Origin of the sequence: Streptomyces sp. Root1304, from assembly GCF_001426405.1 — a bacterium.
Taxonomy (GTDB): domain Bacteria; phylum Actinomycetota; class Actinomycetes; order Streptomycetales; family Streptomycetaceae; genus Streptomyces.
In genome coordinates, this window is record NZ_LMEP01000012.1 from 57,894 (window position 1) to 76,641 (window position 18,748).

The window sequence follows — 18,748 nt, forward strand, 5'->3', positions numbered from 1 at the left end:
CTTTCGTTTGTCCTAGAGTGGGCGCCATGCCGACCGGCACCGACCTTCTCTGTCTCCGGCCCCGCGGAGTGCTCCGTGGGGCCGTTCTGACGTTGCTCTTCACCGGTGTCCTCGCCACCGCAGCCGCCACCGGGTCGCTGCCCCGGCAGGAGGCCGCGGCGAAGCAGGCCGGGGCGTCCGGGAACGCCACGGGCGGGGCGGACGGCGCGACCGTCGACGGCGCCGCGCTCAGCCGGGCCGCCGCCGCGGCCATGGCCGACGGGAAGTCGGGCAAGAAGGCCGCCGAGGAGTTCGTCAGCCGCAGCGGCGACCGCTGGGGCGCGGTGTACGACAAGAAGGAGTACGCCGAGTTCGAGCAGGCCCTCGACGGCGCCTACACGGGCGTCGGGCTCTCCGCCGGCCGGGCCGACGCGGGCCGGGTCCGGGTGACCCGGGTACGGGCCGGGAGCCCCGCCGAGCGGGCCGGGCTCCGGACCGGCGACCGGCTCGTCTCCGTCGACGGACGCCCGGTCGACGGGCTCTCCGTCTCCGAGGTCGTCTCCCTGCTCCGCGGCGGGGGCGTGGAGGGCTCGGCCGTGACCCTCCGGGTGGAGCGCGGCCGCGCCACCTGGACGCAGACGCTGCACCGGGCCCGGGTCGCGACGGAACCGGTGACCGTGAGCCGGCTCGACGACGGGACCCTGATGATCCGGGTCGCCGCCTTCACCAAGGGCGCGGGCACGCGCGTGCGTGACGCGGTACGGGCCGCCCCGGCCGGCGCCGGCGTCCTGCTCGACCTGCGCGGCAACGCGGGCGGCCTGGTCTCGGAGGCCGCCGTGGCCGCCTCCGCCTTCCTCGACGGCGGCCTGGTGGCCACGTACGACGTGGAGGGCGAGCAGCGGGCGGTGTACGCGGAGGGCGGCGGCGACACCGCCAGGCCCCTGGTGGCGCTGATCGACGGGGGCACGATGAGCGCGGCCGAGCTGCTCACCGGGGCCCTCCAGGACCGGGGCCGGGCGGTCACGGTCGGTTCGCGCACCTTCGGCAAGGGCTCGGTGCAGATGCCGAGCGCGCTGCCGGACGGCTCGGTGGCCGAGCTGACCGTCGGCCACTACCGGACTCCGGCCGGTCATGCCGTGGACGGGCGGGGGATCATGCCGGACCTGGCGGCGGGGGAACGGGCCGAGGATCGGGCGAGAACGGTATTGAGTGGCCTCGGAGGGGGCTCGTAGTGCGAAAATGAGCGCACTATGGCAAAGGGACTCGTGAACGTGCAGGGCAAGCCTGCGAAGAAGAACCAGGACAAGGCGCCCGAGCGCAAGCTGATCGCGCAGAACAAGAAGGCGCGCCACGACTATCACATCGTCGACACCTACGAGTGCGGTCTGGTGCTCATGGGCACCGAGGTGAAGTCGCTGCGGATGGGCCGTGCCTCGCTGGTCGACGGCTTCGTGCAGATCGACCGCCACGAGGCGTGGCTGCACAACATCCATGTGCCCGAGTACATGCAGGGCAGCTGGACCAACCACTCGGCGAAGCGGAAGCGCAAGCTGCTGCTGCACCGCGAGGAGATCGACAAGCTGGAGGCGAAGTCGCAGGAGACGGGTCACACGATCGTGCCCCTCGCCCTGTACTTCCTGAACGGCCGGGTCAAGGTCGAGATCGCGCTCGCCAAGGGCAAGAAGGAGTTCGACAAGCGGCAGACCCTGCGCGAGCAGCAGGACACCCGGGAGACGAACCGGGCCATCGCGGCGGCCAAGCGGAGGCAGCGGGCGGCCAAGATCGGCTAGCGGGGCGGCCCGGGCCGCCCGGCGGCGCGGCAGCGGGTAATACGCTGGCGACAGCGCCCGTCGGTCACGTACGATGGGTCTCGCACCTCACAGCGGGTGCGGCTTTTGAAAAAACAACATGGGGATGATCGGTTTCGACAGCGGATACCGATGCAGAGGAAGCGTGTCGAGGAAGCGGCAATGATCTCGTAAACCATATGTCGCAACCAATAATCGCCAACTCCAAGAGCGATAACTCCCGCTTCGCCCTCGCTGCCTAATTTTAGGTAACGACAAGAAGCCTCTGTGAGGAGCGTCAGCCCGGGGGTGGTCCCGACCCGGATCCTGGCGTCATTAAGGGATCTAAACCTCTCACCTCGGTCACGGGGGTGAGGGGGAAACCAAACAGTGACTGAGCCCGTCGGAGACTTGTCCGCGTGATCTCCGGGGCTGAGAAACTCGTAGCGGACTGCACACGGAGAAGCTCTGTTTCCGTACCGTTGGACGCGGGTTCGATTCCCGCCATCTCCACCGAGCGTCCGAGGGGGCCCGCCCTCCCGGACACCTCATCCCATGTGGGCCGAGGCCCGGCAGTCGTCACGACGACCGCCGGGCCTTTGTCATGCCGGGGCCGCGGCCACCCACCCCGGTCACCGCGCACAGCGCCAGGGCCAGCGCCGCCGCGGCGGCCGGTACGAGGAAGCCGAAGGCGGCGAAGGGCGCGTGGTCGGCGGCCCAGCCGCCGGTCGCCGAGCCGATCGCGATGCCGCCGAGGAGCGCGGTCACGGCCAGCGTCATCCCCTCGTTGAGCTGCGAGGGCGGGGTCAGCCGCTGGACCAGGCCCATGCCCGTCACCATCGTCGGCGCCGTCGCCATGCCCGCCACCAGGAGTCCGGCGGCCAGCGCGAGCAGCGAGCCCGTGGAGGCGCCGAGCAGCGGCACGGTCATCAGGACGGCCATCGCCGCCAGGCACGTGCGGAGGCGGGCGGTGCGGCGCGCGCGGCCGTAGAGCAGGCCCGCCGCGCCGGAGCCGGCGGCCTGGAGGGCGAGCACCGGGCCGGCGACGGGGCCGTCCACGAACGCGAGCGCCACCACCTCCATGGAGCCGAAGACCGCCCCGGTCGCGAGGAAGACGGTCATGAGCGGGACCATGCCGGGGACCCGCAGCGGGGAGCCGGTGGCGGCGCGCGGGGCGATCGGCGGCTCGGTGGCCCGCTGGGCGGTGAAGAGCAGGACCCCGCCGAGGAAGAGGACGGCGGCGGTGAGGGTGCCGGCCTCCGGGAAGAGCACCGAGCAGAGGAACGCGGCGATCACCGGGCCGAGCATGTAACAGAGCTCGTCGGCGGCCTGCTCGAAGGCGTTGGCGGTGTGCAGGGCGTCCGGGTCGCCGCGCAGCAGATGCGCCCAGCGGGCCCGGGACATGCCGCCGGTGTTGGGAGCGGTGGCGGTCAGCGCGGTCGTGACGAACAGCGCCCAGACCGGTGTCCGCTCGTGGACGCAGAGCAGCAGGACGAGATGGCCGAGGACCGCGTACGCGGTGGCCGGGACCGCGATCCGGGCCTGGCCGTACCGGTCGACGAGCCGGGCGATCCAGGGGGCGGTGAGCGCCCCGGCGGCCATGCCGGTGGCGGTGACCGCGCCGGCGAGGGCGTACGAGTCGTACGCCGCCGCGATCATGATCACGGCGCTGACGCCGAACATGCCCATGGGGAGCCGGGCGATCAGATTGCCGGCGGTGAAGGCGCGGGTGCCGGGGAGGGCGAAGAGGCGGAGGTAGGGGTTGCGGGGGGTGGGGACGGGGCCGGGGGCCGGGGTGACGGCGTCGGTGAGGCGCGTCTTGGGGGTGGCCGTGGTGGTGGCGGGGGACGGGCGGTCGCTCTCGCGGTAGCGGGGGGCCAGGGCCGGGCCCGCCGGGGTCAGGGTGAGATCCGGTTGCGGCATGGACCAAGATTCGGGGGAGCGGGCGCCCGGGGTCCAACACCTGTTCGGTGGTCATTCACGCGTCTGTGTTGTTAAATGCGCCGGTGGCCCTCCCGACCGTCCCACCCGCCCCGCGTGACCTCGACCCCCGCCTCCTGCGCGCGTTCACCGCCGTCGCCGAGGAGCTGCACTTCACCCGCGCCGCCGCCCGCCTCTACGTCGCCCAGCAGGCCCTCAGCCGCGACATCCGGCGCCTGGAGCGCGAGGTGGGCGCCGAACTGTTCGTACGGACCACCCGGCAGGTCACCCTCACCCCCGAGGGCGAACGCCTCCTCCCGTACGCGCGACGGGTGCTGGCAGCCCACGACGAGCTGGCCGAGGCCTTCCGGGCCGCGCCCCGGCCCCTCCTCGTCGACCTCAACAGCCCCGGCCTCGCGCAGGAGGACGTTCTGTCCCGGGCCCGTGAACTCGCCCCGGACCAGGAGCTGATGGCCCGCTACGAGAGCGGACTCACCGGCGCCGTACGGGAGATCGTCGCCGGACGCCTCGACGCCTCCTTCGGCCGCTACGGAGGGCTCGACGCGGGACTGCGGGCGCGGCTCGACGCACAGTTCGTGCGGTACGAGCGGATGGCCGTGATCCTGCCCGAGGACCACCCGCTCGCCCGGCTGCCCGAGGTGCCGCTCGCCGCCCTCGCCGGGGAACGGATCTACGCGGGCGCCGGGAACGAGCGCACGCCCGAGTGGACCGACCTCGCCGCCCGGCTCTTCGCCGGACGCGGCATCGAGGTCGCCCCGCCCGCGCCGCTCGCGGTCGGCAAGGAGGAGTTCCGCCGCATCATGGCCAAGCACCGCCACCCGGTGCTCGCAGCCGTCGACTTCCCGCCCATGCCGAACTGTGTGCTGCGCCCGCTCGTCGACCCCGTACCGCTGTCACCGGTGAGCCTGGTGTGGCGCAAGGGGCTGCGCCACCCCGGTCTGGACGCGCTGCGGGCCGCCGCCGCGGAGATCGGCGCGGCGGAGGGCTGGCTGGAACGCCCGCCGGGCTCCTGGCTCCCGGAGGGCGAGCCGGGGATCCCGTAACGGGGGAGTGGGCCCCTCGCCGCCGCCGAGCCCCGCTCACAGGCCCCCCGCGCCCCGGGTGAGAGCAAGGTTCCGCCGCCGTCACCTCGCGGCACCGGCGCGAAACGCGGCCTCCCTAGCGTCGGTGGCAGGTGGATCCGGGCTGTGGACGCCCCGGGACCCGACACCCGCGGAGGTACGACATGGGCGGCCGGTGGATCGAACGGTGGGAGCCGGAGGACGAGACCTTCTGGCGCGAGACGGGGGAGCGGACCGCGCGGCGGAACCTGCTCTTCTCCGTGTTCTCCGAGCACATCGGCTTCTCCGTCTGGAGCCTCTGGTCGGTCATGGTGCTCTTCATGGGCCCGCAGTACGGCATCGACCCGGCCGGCAAGTTCTTCCTGATCGGGACCGCGACCTTCGTCGGCGCGCTGATCCGCATCCCGTACACCTTCGCCGTCGCCCGCTTCGGCGGCCGCAACTGGACGGTCCTCAGCGCCCTGCTGCTCCTGCTGCCCACCGGCTTCGCCTTCGCGGTGACCGAGCCCGGCACCTCGTACGGCACCTTCGTCCTGGTCGCCGCCCTCACCGGCATCGGCGGCGGCAACTTCGCCTCCTCGATGACCAACATCAACGCCTTCTTCCCGCTGCGGAAGAAGGGCTGGGCGCTCGGTCTCAACGCGGGCGGCGGCAACATCGGCGTCCCCGTCGTCCAGCTCGTCGGCCTCCTCGTCATCGGTACCGCCGGGGCGATGCACCCGAGGATCGTGCTCGGCGTCTACCTCCCCCTGATCGTGGTCGCCGCCGTCTGCGCCGCGCTCTTCATGGACAACCTCGCCCCCGTCAGGAACGACACGGGGGCCGCGAAGGACGCCGTGCGGGACCGCCACACCTGGATCATGGCCTTCCTCTACATCGGCACCTTCGGCTCCTTCATCGGCTACAGCTTCGCCTTCGGGCTCGTCCTCCAGACCCAGTTCGGGCGCACCCCGCTGCAGGCCGCCTCGCTCACCTTCATCGGCCCGCTGCTCGGCTCCCTGGTCCGCCCGGTCGGCGGCTCCCTCGCCGACCGGCACGGCGGCGCCCGCATCACCCTGGGGACCTTCGCCGCGATGGCCGCCGCGACCGGCGTGGTGATCTACGCCTCCGTGATCGAATCCCTCACCGTCTTCCTCGTCGGCTTCATCGGACTCTTCGTCCTCAGCGGCCTCGGCAACGGCTCCACGTACAAGATGATCCCGGCGATCTTCCTCGCCCAGGGGCACCGCGAGGGCCTCTCGGGCGAGGCCGCGGAGGCCTACGGGCGCCGCCTCTCGGGGGCCGCCATGGGCCTCATCGGGGCGGTCGGCGCGCTCGGCGGCCTCGGCATCAACCTCGCCTTCCGCGAGTCCTTCCGGACCGCCGGCACCGGGACGGCCGCCTTCGTCGCCTTCCTGGTCTTCTACGCGGCCTGCATGGCCGTCACCTGGGCGGTATACCTTCGCCGCCCCGTCGGCGTCCCCTCCACCGTCCCCTCCACGATCCCCGAGGACGGCGGAGCCGTCGCCGGGCCGGAGCCCCGTCCCGTCTCCGCCCGGGTGTGATCACCGGTGCCCGGCGCGGACCGTAACGACCAGGAAATACGGGCGAACCGAATCCGTCACGCGTCCCCGTCAGGCTCGGTCCCCATGGACGAGCAAGAACACGGCCCCCTCGCCGGCTTCACGGTCGGCGTCACCGCGGCGCGACGCGCGGACGAACTCATCGCGCTGCTCCACCGGCGCGGCGCCGCCGTCGTCCACGGTCCCGCCCTGCGGATCGTCCCGCTGGCCGACGACACCGAACTCCTCGCGGCCACCAAGGAACTCATCGGCCACGCCCCGGACGTCGTCGTCGCCACCACGGCGATCGGCTTCCGGGGCTGGGTCGAGGCCGCCGAGGGCTGGGGACACGGGCAGGAACTCCTCGCCGTCCTGCGGGACGTGGAACTCCTCGCCCGGGGACCCAAGGTCAAGGGAGCCGTACGGGCCGCCGGACTCACCGAGTCCTGGTCGCCCGGCTCGGAGTCCATGGCCGAGGTCCTCGACCGGCTCCTCGGCGAAGGGGTCGCCGGCCGCCGGATCGCCCTCCAGCTGCACGGGGAGCCGCTGCCCGGCTTCGTGGAGGCGCTGACGGCGGCCGGGGCCGAGGTCGTCGGCGTCCCCGTCTACCGCTGGATGCCGCCCGAGGACACCGGGCCGCTCGACCGGCTCCTCGACGCGGTCCTCGCCGGGGGCGTGGACGCCGTCACCTTCACCAGTGCCCCCGCCGCCGCCTCGCTGCTCTCCCGGGCCGAGGAGAAGGGCGTACGCGCCCCGCTCGTCGACGCCCTGCGGCACGAGGTGCTCGCGGTGTGCGTGGGTCCCGTGACGGCGCTCCCGCTCCAGGCCGAGGGCATCGGCACCCACCAGCCGGAGCGCTTCCGGCTCGGCCCGCTCGTCCAGCTGCTGTGCCGGGAACTGCCCGCCCGCACCCGGGTCCTGCCGGTCGCCGGCCACCGGGTGGAGGTGCGCGGCCACGCCGTCCTCGTCGACGGCGTCCCCCGGCCCGTCCCGCCCGCCGGGATGGCCCTCCTCGGGCTGCTCGCCCGCCGACCCGGCTGGGTGGTGTCCCGGGCCGACCTGCTGCGCGCGCTGCCCGGCGCGGGCCGCGACGAGCACGCGGTGGAGACGGCGATGGCCCGCCTGAGGGCGGCGCTCGGCACGCCGAAGCTGATCCAGACGGTGGTGAAGCGGGGATACCGGCTGGCCCTGGACCCGACGGCGGACGCGACGCCGGAGGGTTAGGGCAACCGCAGCCGTGGACCGCGCCCCCCAACGGGTCCTCGCCGCACGCGGGTTCACCCCTGCCGGTACGCCGCCCCGACCCCTCCGTGCCGACCGCGGCCGACCCGGTCACCACCCCTTCCCGTGCCCTCTGCGCGACGCCCCGCCGCCCGGTGTTCCGGACGCCGTCCACCCGTACGGTGATCTCGCCTGACACGGTGCCTCCCGGTGGCGTACGCTCGACGGCTGCCCAGTGCACGTCAGAAGGGGGCCTTAGGTGGCCGCGCAGGAAGCCGTGGACACGGTCAGAGACCGTGAGATCGGTGTCGAGCAGGAACATCTGGATCACGTCTACCGCCGGCTGGAGGAGAAGATCCACGAGGCGGAGTTCCTGATGAACGACGCCGCCCAGCGGGGGCAGGTCGGCACGCCCGGCGCCCTCGCCGAGCGCGACGCCCAGGTCTTCCGGGCCGGCATCCACCTCAACCGGCTCAACAACGAGTTCGAGGACTTCCTCTTCGGCCGGATCGACCTGCTGTACGGCAAGGACGGCAAGAAGGGTCCCGACGGCGCGTACACCTCGATCGAGCCCGCCGAGGACGCCGTCCGCCCGGACAGCACCGCCGAGATCGGGGAGACCCTCCACATCGGCCGCATCGGGGTCCTCGACTCCGACTACGCGCCGCTGGTCATCGACTGGCGCGCGCCCGCCGCCGCGCCCTTTCGACCCCGGCCGGGTCGTACGCCGCCGGGTCATCCGCTCCAAGGGGCGCCAGGTCCTCGGCGTCGAGGACGACCTGATGCGCCCCGAGCTGCGGGCCACCCTCGACGGGCGCGAGCTGCCCGTCATCGGCGACGGCGCCCTGATGGCCGCCCTCGGCCAGGCCCGCAGCCACACCATGCGGGACATCGTCTCGTCCATCCAGGCCGAGCAGGACCTCGTCATCCGGGCGCCCGCCGCCTCCGTGACGTACGTGGAGGGCGGCCCCGGCACCGGCAAGACCGCCGTCGCCCTGCACCGGGCCGCCTACCTGCTCTACCAGGACCGGCGGCGGTACGCGGGCGGCATCCTGATCGTCTCCCCGACCCCGCTCCTCGTCTCGTACACCGAGGGCGTCCTGCCCTCGCTCGGCGAGGAGGGCCAGGTCGCGATCCGCGCCGTCGGCTCGCTGGTCGACGGCGCCGAGGCCACCGCGTACGACGACCCGGCCGTCGCCCGGATCAAGGGCTCCTCCCGCATGCTCCACGTGCTGCGGAAGGCGGCCAGGGGCGCCCTGGAGACCCCCGCGCCGAGGAACCAGCCCGAGCTGGGGGAGGAGGACGAGGCCCCGGCGCCCACGGGCACGCCCACCCGGCTGCGGGTCGTCGCCTTCGGCCGCCGTCTGGAGCTGGAGAACGACGAACTGCGGCGCATCCGCCACAACGTCCTCGGCGGCACCGCCCCCGTCAACCTGCTCCGCCCGCGCGCCCGCCGCCTCCTCCTCGACGCCCTGTACGCCAACTCGGGCGCGGTCGGCCGGCACAGCGACCCCGAGCTCGCCGCCGAACTGCGCTCCTCCTTCGACGAGGACGTCTCCACCGAGGACTCCTTCCTCGGCTTCCTCGACGCCTGGTGGCCCGAGCTCACCCCGCGCAAGGTCCTCGACGCGATGGCCGACGAGCGGCGGCTCGGCCGCTGGGCCCGCCGGATCCTCAACCCGGGCGAGGTGCGGCGGCTCGCCCGCTCGCTGCGCCGCAAGGAGCTGTCCGTCCACGACGTGGCCCTCCTCGACGAGCTGACCACCCTGGTCGGCGCCCCGGCCCGGCCGAAGAAGCGCCGGGAGTACGACCCGCTGGACCAGCTCACGGGCCTGGAGGAGCTGATGCCCGTACGCGAGGAGACCCAGCGCGAGCGGGCCGAGCGGCTCGCCGCCGAGCGCACCGAGTACGCGCACGTGATCGTCGACGAGGCGCAGGACCTCACGCCCATGCAGTGGCGGATGGTCGGCCGGCGCGGTCGGCACGCCACCTGGACGGTCGTCGGCGACCCGGCGCAGTCCTCCTGGTCGGACCCGGACGAGGCCGCCGAGGCCCGCGACGAGGCCCTCGGCTCCCGGCCGCGCCGCCGTTTCGAGCTGACCGTGAACTACCGGAACCCGGCGGAGATCGCCGAGCTGGCCGCGAAGGTCCTCGCCCTGGCGATGCCGGGCAAGGAATCGCCGCGCGCGGTCCGCTCGACGGGCGTCGAACCCCGCTTCGTGGCGGTCCCCGAGAAGGCGGATCTGGCCGAAACGGTACGTTTCGAGGCGCGACAGCTGCTCGAACGGGTGGAGGGCACCGTGGGCGTCGTCGTCGCCATGAACCGGCGCGCGGAGGCGGCCCGCTGGCTCGCGGAGCTGGGCGACCGCGTGGTGGCGCTCGGTTCCCTGGAGGCGAAGGGCCTGGAGTACGACGCCACGGTGGTCGTCTCCCCGGCGGAGATCGCGGACGAGTCCCCGGCCGGCCTGCGGGTGCTGTACGTGGCCCTCACCCGGGCGACGCAGCAGCTCACGGTCGTCGCGGGGGCCGGGGACCTGCCGGACGAGGCGGGGGTCCCGGACCTGCTGAGGGACTGACCCGGACCGGGCCCACGGGCCCGAGGGGATGATCGAGCGGGGCGCAAGAGGCCGATTTCCGGTCAACCTGTGGCGCTGGAATCACCAGCCAGGGTGGTTTGTTAGCCTTGTCGTGGCACCGGCTCGATCCAAGCCCCCGGGCCCAACCTTCGTCCCTTTGAGGGACCACTTGCCGCGAGGCGAGCATGGCGGGTCGGTGCCACTTAGACGTATGTACGAAGTCGAGGCCCCTGTCACCTCCGGTGACGGGGGCCTCTTCTGTTTCCCCCACGCTTCTCGTATGGTGGAAACTACTTTCCGAAAACAAAATGACCGCATTACCTGCTACCGGCAGGTAGGTGCGACCATCGGAGGGCGCCGCCGGGCAACCAGCCGGGGCGGCGTAGCAACGAAGCTCAGGGAAAGCAGAGGAAGTCGGCCATGGCAACGGCGCCCAGCGTCTCGTACTCGATGACGGTCCGGCTGGAGGTTCCCGCGAGCGGGACCGCGGTCTCCCAGCTCACCACGGCGGTGGAGTCCCACGGCGGATCCGTCACCGGCCTCGACGTGACCGCCTCCGGCCACGAGAAGCTCCGCATCGACGTCACGATCGCCGCGACCTCCACCGCGCACGCCGACGAGATCGTCGAGCAGCTGCGCACCATCGAGGGCGTCGTCCTCGGCAAGGTCTCCGACCGTACGTTCCTGATGCACCTCGGCGGCAAGATCGAGATGGCGTCCAAGCACCCCATCCGCAACCGCGACGACCTCTCCATGATCTACACCCCGGGCGTCGCCCGCGTGTGCATGGCCATCGCCGAGAACCCCGAGGACGCCCGCCGCCTCACCATCAAGCGCAACACCGTCGCCGTCGTCACCGACGGCTCCGCCGTCCTCGGCCTCGGCAACATCGGCCCGATGGCCGCGATGCCGGTCATGGAGGGCAAGGCGGCCCTCTTCAAGCGCTTCGCCGACATCGACGCCTGGCCGCTCTGCCTGGACACCCAGGACACCGACGAGATCGTCGCGATCGTCAAGGCCATCGCCCCCGGCTTCGCGGGCATCAACCTGGAGGACATCTCCGCGCCGCGCTGCTTCGAGATCGAGGCCCGGCTGCGCGAGGCCCTCGACATCCCCGTCTTCCACGACGACCAGCACGGCACCGCCATCGTGGTCCTCGCCGCCCTCACCAACGCCCTGCGCGTGGTGAACAAGGGCATCGGCGACGTACGGGTCGTCATGTCCGGCGCCGGCGCCGCCGGTACGGCCATCCTGAAGCTGCTGATCGCGGCGGGCGTCAAGCACGCCGTCGTCGCCGACATCCAGGGCGTCGTGCACGCCGGCCGCGAGGACCTCGTGGACGCCCCGGCCGACTCGCCACTGCGCTGGATCGCCGACAACACCAACCCCGAGGGCGTCACCGGCACCCTCAAGCAGGCCGTGGTCGGCGCGGACGTCTTCATCGGCGTCTCGGCCCCCAACCTGCTCGGCGCGGCGGACGTCGCCGCGATGGCGGAGGGCGCGATCGTGTTCGCGCTCGCGAACCCCGACCCGGAGGTCGACCCGGCCGCCGCGCGCCAGACGGCCGCCGTCGTCGCCACCGGCCGCTCGGACTTCCCGAACCAGATCAACAACGTGCTGGTCTTCCCGGGTGTCTTCCGCGGGCTCCTCGACGCCCAGTCCCGTACGGTCAACACCGAGATGATGCTGGCGGCCGCCACGGCCCTCGCCGACGTCGTCACCGAGGACGAGCTGAACCCGAACTACATCATCCCGTCGGTCTTCAACGACAAGGTCGCGGGCGCGGTCGCGGGAGCGGTCCGCAACGCGGCGAAGGCCGCGGCCGGCGGCCCGGCGGCGACCGGGCGCTGACGACGGACGCCAGGGCGGGCGCCGACAGCCCCCGCTGACGGCGCGTCGCGATTCGCGGAGCCGTAAACCCGCCTTTAGGGTGGCTTTTCGGCTCCGCATGGTTTTCGTGGAGTCGACAGAACGTCACCACCACGGGGCTCTGGCGTTTTTCGTGTGACCCGAGGGGGTGCCGGATTGGCGTTCCCGCCGCTGGTGGGGGCAGGATGCGTGTTTGGGCGCGAGGGTCTGTCATTAGACCCGGGTCCGGGGACTGTCCGAAGGCCCTGGCAGCATCGGCTTCGCTGTACCCAATCACGCGGCTTCCGCCGCGTGGCACGCCTCACAGGCAAGAAGAACACGGGAGTAACAACATGAACCGCAGTGAGCTGGTGGCCGCCCTGGCCGACCGCGCCGAGGTGACCCGCAAGGACGCCGACGCCGTGCTGGCCGCTCTCGCCGAGACCGTCGGAGAGGTCGTCGCCAAGGGCGACGAGAAGGTCACCATCCCCGGCTTCCTGACCTTCGAGCGCACCCACCGTGCCGCTCGCACCGCTCGTAACCCGCAGACCGGCGACCCGATCGACATCCCGGCCGGCTACAGCGTGAAGGTCTCCGCGGGCTCGAAGCTCAAGGAAGCCGCCAAGGGCAAGTAAGGCCACGAGGGCGCGTAAGCGGCCTGGAGGCGCAGAAAGGGCGGCCACCCTGTCAGGGGGTGGCCGCCCTTTCGTATGGGCTCGTACGGGCCTGTGCGGGGCTGTACGGGCCTGTGCGGGGCTCGTGCGGGCCCGTGCGGGGCTCGTACAGGCCCGTGCGGGCCCCTCGGCAGGGCCCGCGGGGGTCCGAGGTGCCGTGACGGGGCCCCGAGGGGCCCGCAGGCACTACACCAGCGCGCTGCCCGGGAGCTCGACCTTCGCGCCCAGCTCGACGAGCTTCTCCATGAAGTTCTCGTAGCCGCGGTTGATCAGGTCGATGCCGTGCACCCGGGAGGTGCCCTGGGCCGCGAGCGCCGCGATCAGGTACGAGAAGCCGCCGCGCAGGTCGGGGATGACCAGGTCGGCGCCCTGCAGCTTCGTCGGGCCGGACACGACCGCCGAGTGCAGGAAGTTGCGCTGGCCGAAGCGGCAGTCGGAGCCGCCCAGGCACTCGGCGTACAGCTGGATGTGCGCACCCATCTGGTTGAGCGCGGACGTGAAGCCGAGCCGGGACTCGTACACCGTCTCGTGGACGATGGAGAGGCCGGAGGCCTGCGTCAGGGCCACCACCAGCGGCTGCTGCCAGTCCGTCTGGAAGCCGGGGTGCACGTCCGTCTCCAGGGCGATGGCGTTGAGCGAGCCGCCCGGGTGCCAGAAGCGGATGCCCTCGTCGTCGATCTCGAAGGCGCCACCGACCCGGCGGAAGGTGTTGAGGAAGGTCATCATCGAGCGCTGCTGGGCGCCGCGCACGTAGATGTTGCCCTCGGTCGCCAGCGCCGCCGACGCCCAGGAGGCCGCCTCCAGGCGGTCCGGGAGCGCCCGGTGGGTGTAGCCGTCGAGGCGGTCGACACCGGTGATCCGGATGGTCCGGTCGGTGTCCATGGAGATGATCGCGCCCATCTTCTGCAGGACGCAGATGAGGTCCTCGATCTCGGGCTCCACGGCGGCGTTCGACAGCTCGGTGACGCCCTCGGCGAGCACCGCCGTGAGCAGCACCTGCTCGGTCGAGCCGACCGAGGGGTACGGCAGCCGGATCTTGCAGCCGCGAAGGCGCTGCGGGGCCTCCAGGTACTGCCCGCCCTCCCGCTTCTCGATGGTGGCGCCGAACCGGCGCAGCACGTCGAAGTGGAAGTCGATGGGCCGGCCGCCGATGTCGCAGCCGCCCAGGCCCGGGATGAACGCGTGGCCGAGGCGGTGCAGCAGCGGGCCGCAGAAGAGGATCGGGATGCGGGACGAGCCGGCGTGGGCGTCGATGTCGGCGACGTTCGCGGACTCGACGTGCGTCGGGTCGAGGACGAGCTCGCCGGGCTCCTCGCCCGGACGGACCGTCACCCCGTGCAGCTGGAGCAGTCCGCGGACCACGCGGACGTCACGGATGTCGGGCACATTGCGCAGCCGGCTTGGGCCGCTGCCGAGCAGGGCGGCGACCATCGCCTTGGGCACGAGGTTCTTCGCGCCGCGGACGCGGATCTCGCCCTCCAGCGGGGTTCCGCCGTGGACAAGCAGGACATCGTCTGTGCCGGTCATGAATCTCGCGTTCCGGTGGGGTCGGTCGGGTGGCCAGAGAAAAGGGTAAAGGTCCATGAGACCCCGATCGGATGCCTCGGGGGGTCTGTCAGATGTAATGAATTCGGCACAACACCCTCTGTTCCCGTGATCTTGCGGAGCGTCACCGTCCGCTTGGGCCGGTTCGCCCGGGCCGGACGGCCGCCCGCGCCCTCCTGATCTGCGAAGGCCGTCGACTTCCCGCCGCCGCGCTCCCGTCGTGCCCGATGACCCACGCGAACGCCGAAGATGCGAGATCATGTGTCGCATGACCGAGGTGTCCTCGCTCACAGGACGGCTGCTCGTCGCCACCCCCGCGCTGGCGGACCCGAATTTCGACCGCGCGGTGGTGCTGCTGCTCGACCACGACGACGAGGGCTCGCTCGGCGTGGTCCTCAACCGGCCGACGCCCGTGACCGTCGGTGACATCCTCGCCCCCTGGGCCGGACTCGCCGGCGAACCCGGCGTCGTCTTCCAGGGCGGACCCGTCTCCCTCGACGCCGCCCTCGGCGTCGCCGTGATCCCCGGTGACGAGGGCCCGCTCGGCTGGCGGCGGGTGTACGGGGCGATCGGTCTCGTCGATCTGGAGACCCCGCCCGAGCTGCTCGGACCCGCCCTCGGCTCGCTGCGGATCTTCGCCGGGTACGCGGGCTGGGGCCCCGGCCAGCTGGAGACCGAGCTCGGCGACGGGGCCTGGTACGTGGTCGAGTCGGAGCCCGGCGACGTCTCCTCGCCCCGCCCCGAGACGCTCTGGCGGCAGGTGCTCCGGCGGCAGCGCGGCGAACTCGCGATGATCGCGACCTACCCCGACGACCCGTCCCTCAACTGAGGCCGGCCCGCCCCTCGGCCGGGGGGCCCGGCCGTGGGTCAACCCGGGGCCCCGGCTTTCAGTACCCTTGGCGGTTATGAGCACTCTCGAGCCCGAGCGCGGGGCAGGTACGGGAACCCTCGTCGAGCCGACGCCGCAGGTGTCCCACGGTGACGGCGACCACGAGCGCTACGCCCATTACGTCCAGAAGGACAAGATCATGGCGAGCGCCCTCGACGGCACGCCCGTCGTGGCGCTGTGCGGAAAGGTCTGGGTGCCGGGGCGCGACCCCAAGAAGTACCCGGTCTGTCCGATGTGCAAGGAGATCTACGACTCCATGGGCGCCGGTGGCGACAAGGACAAGGGCGGCAAGGACAAGTAAGCGGTCCTGACGTCGGGGTAGTCGGTGACGGCCCCCGCCGTGCGTGCTTCGGCATGCGCGGCGGGGGCCGTTCCGTTTGTCCGGCCGGGCTCTCCGGGCCGCCCCGGGCTCACGGTTCCGTTGCACGGGGTGCTTCCGGCGGTCACAGAGTGGTTGAAGTGGTCGAGACCTCTTGTCGGGCCGCCGGAGGCACGCCTAACCTCACGCGTGTTGTGCAGTACGAAACGCTCATTGCGCATGTTGCAACGCATGCTCGGAGGGGAACCGTTTCATGAAGCATTCCGTGCGCCTCGCCGCCACCGCACTCCTGCTGGCCGGCCTCACCGCCACCGCCTGCGCGCCCCAGACGTCCGACGGCCGTGCCACGACGGACGAGAAGTCCGGCACCCTGCGGGTCTGGCTCTTCCAGGAGGTCGGCAACAAGCCCAAGGAACAGGTCGTCGACCGGGCCGTCGCCGCCTTCGAGAAGAGCCACGGGGGCACGGAGGTCGAGGTCGAGTACATCCCCGTCGAGACCCGCGCCCAGCGCGTCAAGGCCGCCTTCAACGACCCCGCGTCCGCCCCCGACCTCATCGAGTACGGCAACACCGACACCGCCGGATACGTCAAGGACGGCGGACTCGCCGACATCAGCGCCGAGTTCGGCGCCTGGGACGAGGCGAAGGACACCGACCCCACCGCGAAGCGGTCCGTCACCGTCGGCGGCAAGGTCTACGGCGCCCCGCTCTTCGTCGGCGTCCGCGCGCTCTACTACCGCACCGACGTGTTCGGCGAACTCGGCCTCGCCGCACCCAGGAGCCAGGCCGAGCTGGTCACCACCGCCAAGAGGATCCGCAAGGCGAAGCCCGAGCTGTACGGCATCGCCGTCGGCGGCGCCTACACCTACGGCGCCATGCCCTTCGTCTGGGCGGCCGGCGGCGAACTCGCCACCCCGGACGGCGACTCGTACAAGGCCGCCGTCAACAGCGAGGCCGCCCTCAAGGGCATCGCCACGTACACCTCGCTCTTCGGCGACGACAACTGCCCCGCCGCCAAGTGCGCCCAGATGGGCGGCAACGCCACCGTCACCGCCTTCGCCTCCGGCAAGGCCGCCATGGCCATCGGCGGCGACTTCAGCCACGCGGCCGTCGAGGCCGGCACCGTCAAGGGCAAGTACGCCGTCGTCCCGCTCCCTGGCACCACACCCGGCTCCATCGCCCCCGCCTTCGCCGGCGGCAACAACATCGGCGTCCTCAGGAGCACCTCCCACCGCACCCTCGCCGTCGACCTCCTCAAGTCCCTCACCGGCAAGGAGACCCAGGGCGCGCTCTTCGACGCCATGGGCTTCCTGCCCACGTACACCGACGTCCGGGCCGCCGCCGCGCAGCGCCGGCCCTTCGTGAAGCCCTTCATCGACACCCTCGGCGCCGGCACCAGGTTCGTCCCCGCGTCCCCCGGCTGGGGCCAGATCGACGCCGGCCTCGTCCTGCCCACGATGTTCCAGGAGGTCGTCAGCGGCCGAAAGGACGTCAAGGCGGCGGCCGACGACGCGGCGAAGAAGATGGACGCGGCCTTCGCCCCGGCGGGCTGAGCCGCATGACGACCCCGCTCGCCGCTCCCGAGAAGCGGCCGGACGCGACCGCGCCCCCGGCCCCCCCACCCGCACGGCGCGGTGGCCCCAGGGGCCACCGCCCGTGGACCCCCTGGCTGTACCTCCTGCCCGCCCTCGTCGTCCTCGGCGGGCTCCTCGTCTACCCCGTCTACCAACTCGGCCTGATCTCCTTCCTGGAGTACACCCAGGCCCAGGTCAGCGGCGGCGACCCCACCACCTTCAAGGGCTTCGGCAACTACACGGCCCTCTTCTCCGACCCCCAGTTCGGACAGGTCCTCCTCGCCACCGTCCTGTTCGCCGCCGCCTGCGTCGTCAGCACGCTCGCCGTCGGCTGCGCCCTCGCCGTCCTCCTCACCCGCGTGCGCGCCCTGCCCCGGCTGGTCCTGATGGTGGCCGCGCTCGGCGCCTGGGCGACGCCCGCGGTCACCGGCTCCACCGTCTGGGTCTTCCTCTTCGACCCCGACTTCGGCCCCGTCAACCGGCTGCTCGGACTCGGCGACCTCTCCTGGACGTACGGGCGGTACAGCGCCTTCGCCCTCGTCCTCCTCGAAGTCGTCTGGTGCTCGTTCCCGTTCGTGATGGTCACCGTCTACGCGGGCATCAGGGCGATCCCGTCCGAGGTCCTGGAGGCCGCCGCCCTCGACGGCGCCTCGCAGTGGCGGATCTGGCGCTCGGTCATGGCGCCGGTGCTCCGGCCGATCCTGGTCGTCGTCACGATCCAGTCGATCATCTGGGACTTCAAGCTCTTCACCCAGATCTACGTGATGACGAACGGCGGCGGCATCGCCGGCCAGAACCTCGTCCTCAACGTGTACGCCTACCAGAAGGCGTTCGCCTCGTCCCAGTACAGCCTGGGCTCGGCGATCGGCGTCGTCATGCTGCTGATCCTGCTGGCCGTGACGCTGGTGTACCTGCGGCTGCTGCGACGCCAGGGAGAAGAACTGTGAGCGCCCCGAACGCCTTCCGCATCCGGCGCCCCGGACGGCTCGCCGCCGAGGCCGTCACCCTGCTCGTCGCCGCCGTCGTCGCCTTCCCGCTCTACTGGATGGTCCTCTCGGCCTTCAAGCCCGCCGGCGAGATCCAGTCCACCGAACCCCGGCCGTGGACGCTCTCCCCGTCGCTCGACTCGTTCCGGCGGGTCTTCGAACAGCAGGATTTCGGCGGCTACTTCCTCAACTCGCTGATCGTGGCGGGCACGGTCGTCCTCGCCTCCGCCCTCATCGCCTTCCTGGCGGCGACGGCCGTCACCCGGTTCCGCTTCCGGTTCCGGACGACGCTCCTGATCATGTTCCTCATCGCCCAGATGGTGCCGGTCGAGGCCCTGACCATCCCGCTGTTCTTCCTCATGCGGGACTTCGGCCAACTCAACACCCTCGGCTCGCTGATCCTGCCGCACATCGCCTTCTCGCTGCCCTTCGCGATCTGGATGCTGCGCGGCTTCGTGAAGGCGGTCCCGGAGGCGCTGGAGGAACAGGCCCAGATCGACGGCGCGAGCCGTACCCGCTTCCTCTGGCAGATCCTCTTCCCGCTGGTCCTCCCCGGACTGGTCGCGACCAGCGTCTTCTCGTTCATCTCCACCTGGAACGACTTCCTCTTCGCGAAGTCCTTCCTCATCAGCGACACCTCGCAGTCGACCCTCCCGATGGCCCTGCTCGTCTTCTTCAAGCCCGACGAGAACGACTGGGGAGGAATCATGGCCGGGTCGACCGTGATGACGATCCCGGTGCTCGTCTTCTTCGTACTCGTACAGCGCCGCCTGGTCTCGGGACTGGGCGGGGCGGTGAAGGACTGACG

At 71.9% G+C, this 18,748-nt stretch carries 14 protein-coding genes, 1 other RNA gene and 1 pseudogene; 14 read left to right on the top strand and 2 right to left on the bottom strand.

Annotation, left to right across the window (positions count from 1 at the left end; genetic code table 11):
* The first annotated feature begins 26 nt into the window (after positions 1-26).
* The 3 genes from ASD33_RS13215 to ssrA all read left to right on the top strand — a co-directional run bounded on the left by ASD33_RS13215 (position 27) and on the right by ssrA (position 2,282).
* A complete protein-coding gene (locus tag ASD33_RS13215) occupies positions 27-1,211 on the top strand; it encodes a S41 family peptidase (RefSeq protein ID WP_056558176.1) in 1,185 nt (394 codons plus the stop codon).
* An 18-nt stretch (positions 1,212-1,229) separates the two neighbouring features.
* Positions 1,230-1,769: an SsrA-binding protein SmpB gene (gene smpB / locus ASD33_RS13220; RefSeq protein WP_056558178.1), complete on the top strand. Its 540-nt coding sequence runs from the start codon at positions 1,230-1,232 to the stop codon at positions 1,767-1,769.
* Positions 1,770-1,889: 120 nt separating this feature from the next.
* Positions 1,890-2,282: a transfer-messenger RNA gene (gene ssrA, locus ASD33_RS33660) on the top strand.
* Between the two features lie 63 nt (positions 2,283-2,345).
* Here ssrA and ASD33_RS13225 read toward each other — a convergent pair.
* The gene (locus tag ASD33_RS13225; RefSeq protein ID WP_079044747.1) at positions 2,346-3,689 is read right to left on the bottom strand and encodes an MFS transporter; all 1,344 of its coding nucleotides are present in this window, start codon (positions 3,687-3,689) and stop codon (positions 2,346-2,348) included.
* Positions 3,690-3,772: 83 nt separating this feature from the next.
* Between ASD33_RS13225 and ASD33_RS13230 the strand changes: the two genes are divergently transcribed.
* From ASD33_RS13230 to ASD33_RS13255, 6 genes and pseudogenes are all read left to right on the top strand, one after another.
* The gene (locus tag ASD33_RS13230; protein WP_056558180.1) at positions 3,773-4,750 is read left to right on the top strand and encodes a LysR family transcriptional regulator; all 978 of its coding nucleotides are present in this window, start codon (positions 3,773-3,775) and stop codon (positions 4,748-4,750) included.
* 182 nt (positions 4,751-4,932) lie between these two features.
* On the top strand, positions 4,933-6,312 hold the full coding sequence (locus ASD33_RS13235; protein ID WP_056558182.1) for a nitrate/nitrite transporter: 1,380 nt from the start codon (positions 4,933-4,935) through the stop codon (positions 6,310-6,312).
* 84 nt (positions 6,313-6,396) lie between these two features.
* Positions 6,397-7,533, top strand: a complete 1,137-nt coding sequence (locus ASD33_RS13240; RefSeq protein WP_056558184.1) for a uroporphyrinogen-III synthase — start codon at positions 6,397-6,399, stop codon at positions 7,531-7,533.
* Between the two features lie 256 nt (positions 7,534-7,789).
* Positions 7,790-10,106: pseudogene (locus ASD33_RS13245) on the top strand (UvrD-helicase domain-containing protein).
* A 420-nt stretch (positions 10,107-10,526) separates the two neighbouring features.
* Entirely contained in the window at positions 10,527-11,957 is a 1,431-nt protein-coding gene (locus ASD33_RS13250; RefSeq protein WP_056558186.1) for an NAD-dependent malic enzyme, read from the top strand.
* A gap of 350 nt (positions 11,958-12,307) precedes the next feature.
* On the top strand, positions 12,308-12,589 hold the full coding sequence (locus ASD33_RS13255; RefSeq protein ID WP_015033921.1) for an HU family DNA-binding protein: 282 nt from the start codon (positions 12,308-12,310) through the stop codon (positions 12,587-12,589).
* A gap of 225 nt (positions 12,590-12,814) precedes the next feature.
* Here the strand turns inward: ASD33_RS13255 and murA are convergent, their stop codons facing one another.
* A complete protein-coding gene (gene murA / locus ASD33_RS13260; protein WP_056558188.1) occupies positions 12,815-14,155 on the bottom strand; it encodes a UDP-N-acetylglucosamine 1-carboxyvinyltransferase in 1,341 nt (446 codons plus the stop codon).
* Positions 14,156-14,441: 286 nt separating this feature from the next.
* Here murA and ASD33_RS13265 point away from each other — a divergent pair, with 286 nt between their 5' ends.
* The 5 genes from ASD33_RS13265 (at position 14,442) to ASD33_RS13285 (ending at position 18,746) form a co-directional block, all read left to right on the top strand.
* Positions 14,442-15,002 carry a YqgE/AlgH family protein gene (locus ASD33_RS13265; protein WP_056558191.1) on the top strand — a complete coding sequence of 187 codons (561 nt, stop codon included), beginning with the start codon at positions 14,442-14,444 and terminating at the stop codon, positions 15,000-15,002.
* 76 nt (positions 15,003-15,078) lie between these two features.
* Entirely contained in the window at positions 15,079-15,363 is a 285-nt protein-coding gene (locus tag ASD33_RS13270) for a DUF3039 domain-containing protein (protein ID WP_056558193.1), read from the top strand.
* A gap of 271 nt (positions 15,364-15,634) precedes the next feature.
* The gene (locus ASD33_RS13275; protein ID WP_056558196.1) at positions 15,635-16,933 is read left to right on the top strand and encodes an extracellular solute-binding protein; all 1,299 of its coding nucleotides are present in this window, start codon (positions 15,635-15,637) and stop codon (positions 16,931-16,933) included.
* A 5-nt stretch (positions 16,934-16,938) separates the two neighbouring features.
* Positions 16,939-17,901 (top strand): sugar ABC transporter permease, encoded by a 963-nt coding sequence (locus tag ASD33_RS13280; protein ID WP_056558198.1) that lies wholly within the window; start codon positions 16,939-16,941, stop codon positions 17,899-17,901.
* Complete coding sequence (locus ASD33_RS13285) at positions 17,898-18,746, top strand: carbohydrate ABC transporter permease (RefSeq protein WP_056558200.1); 849 nt, start codon at positions 17,898-17,900, stop codon at positions 18,744-18,746. The genes ASD33_RS13280 and ASD33_RS13285 overlap by 4 nt, the downstream gene beginning before the upstream one ends.
* The last annotated feature ends 2 nt before the right edge of the window (positions 18,747-18,748 follow it).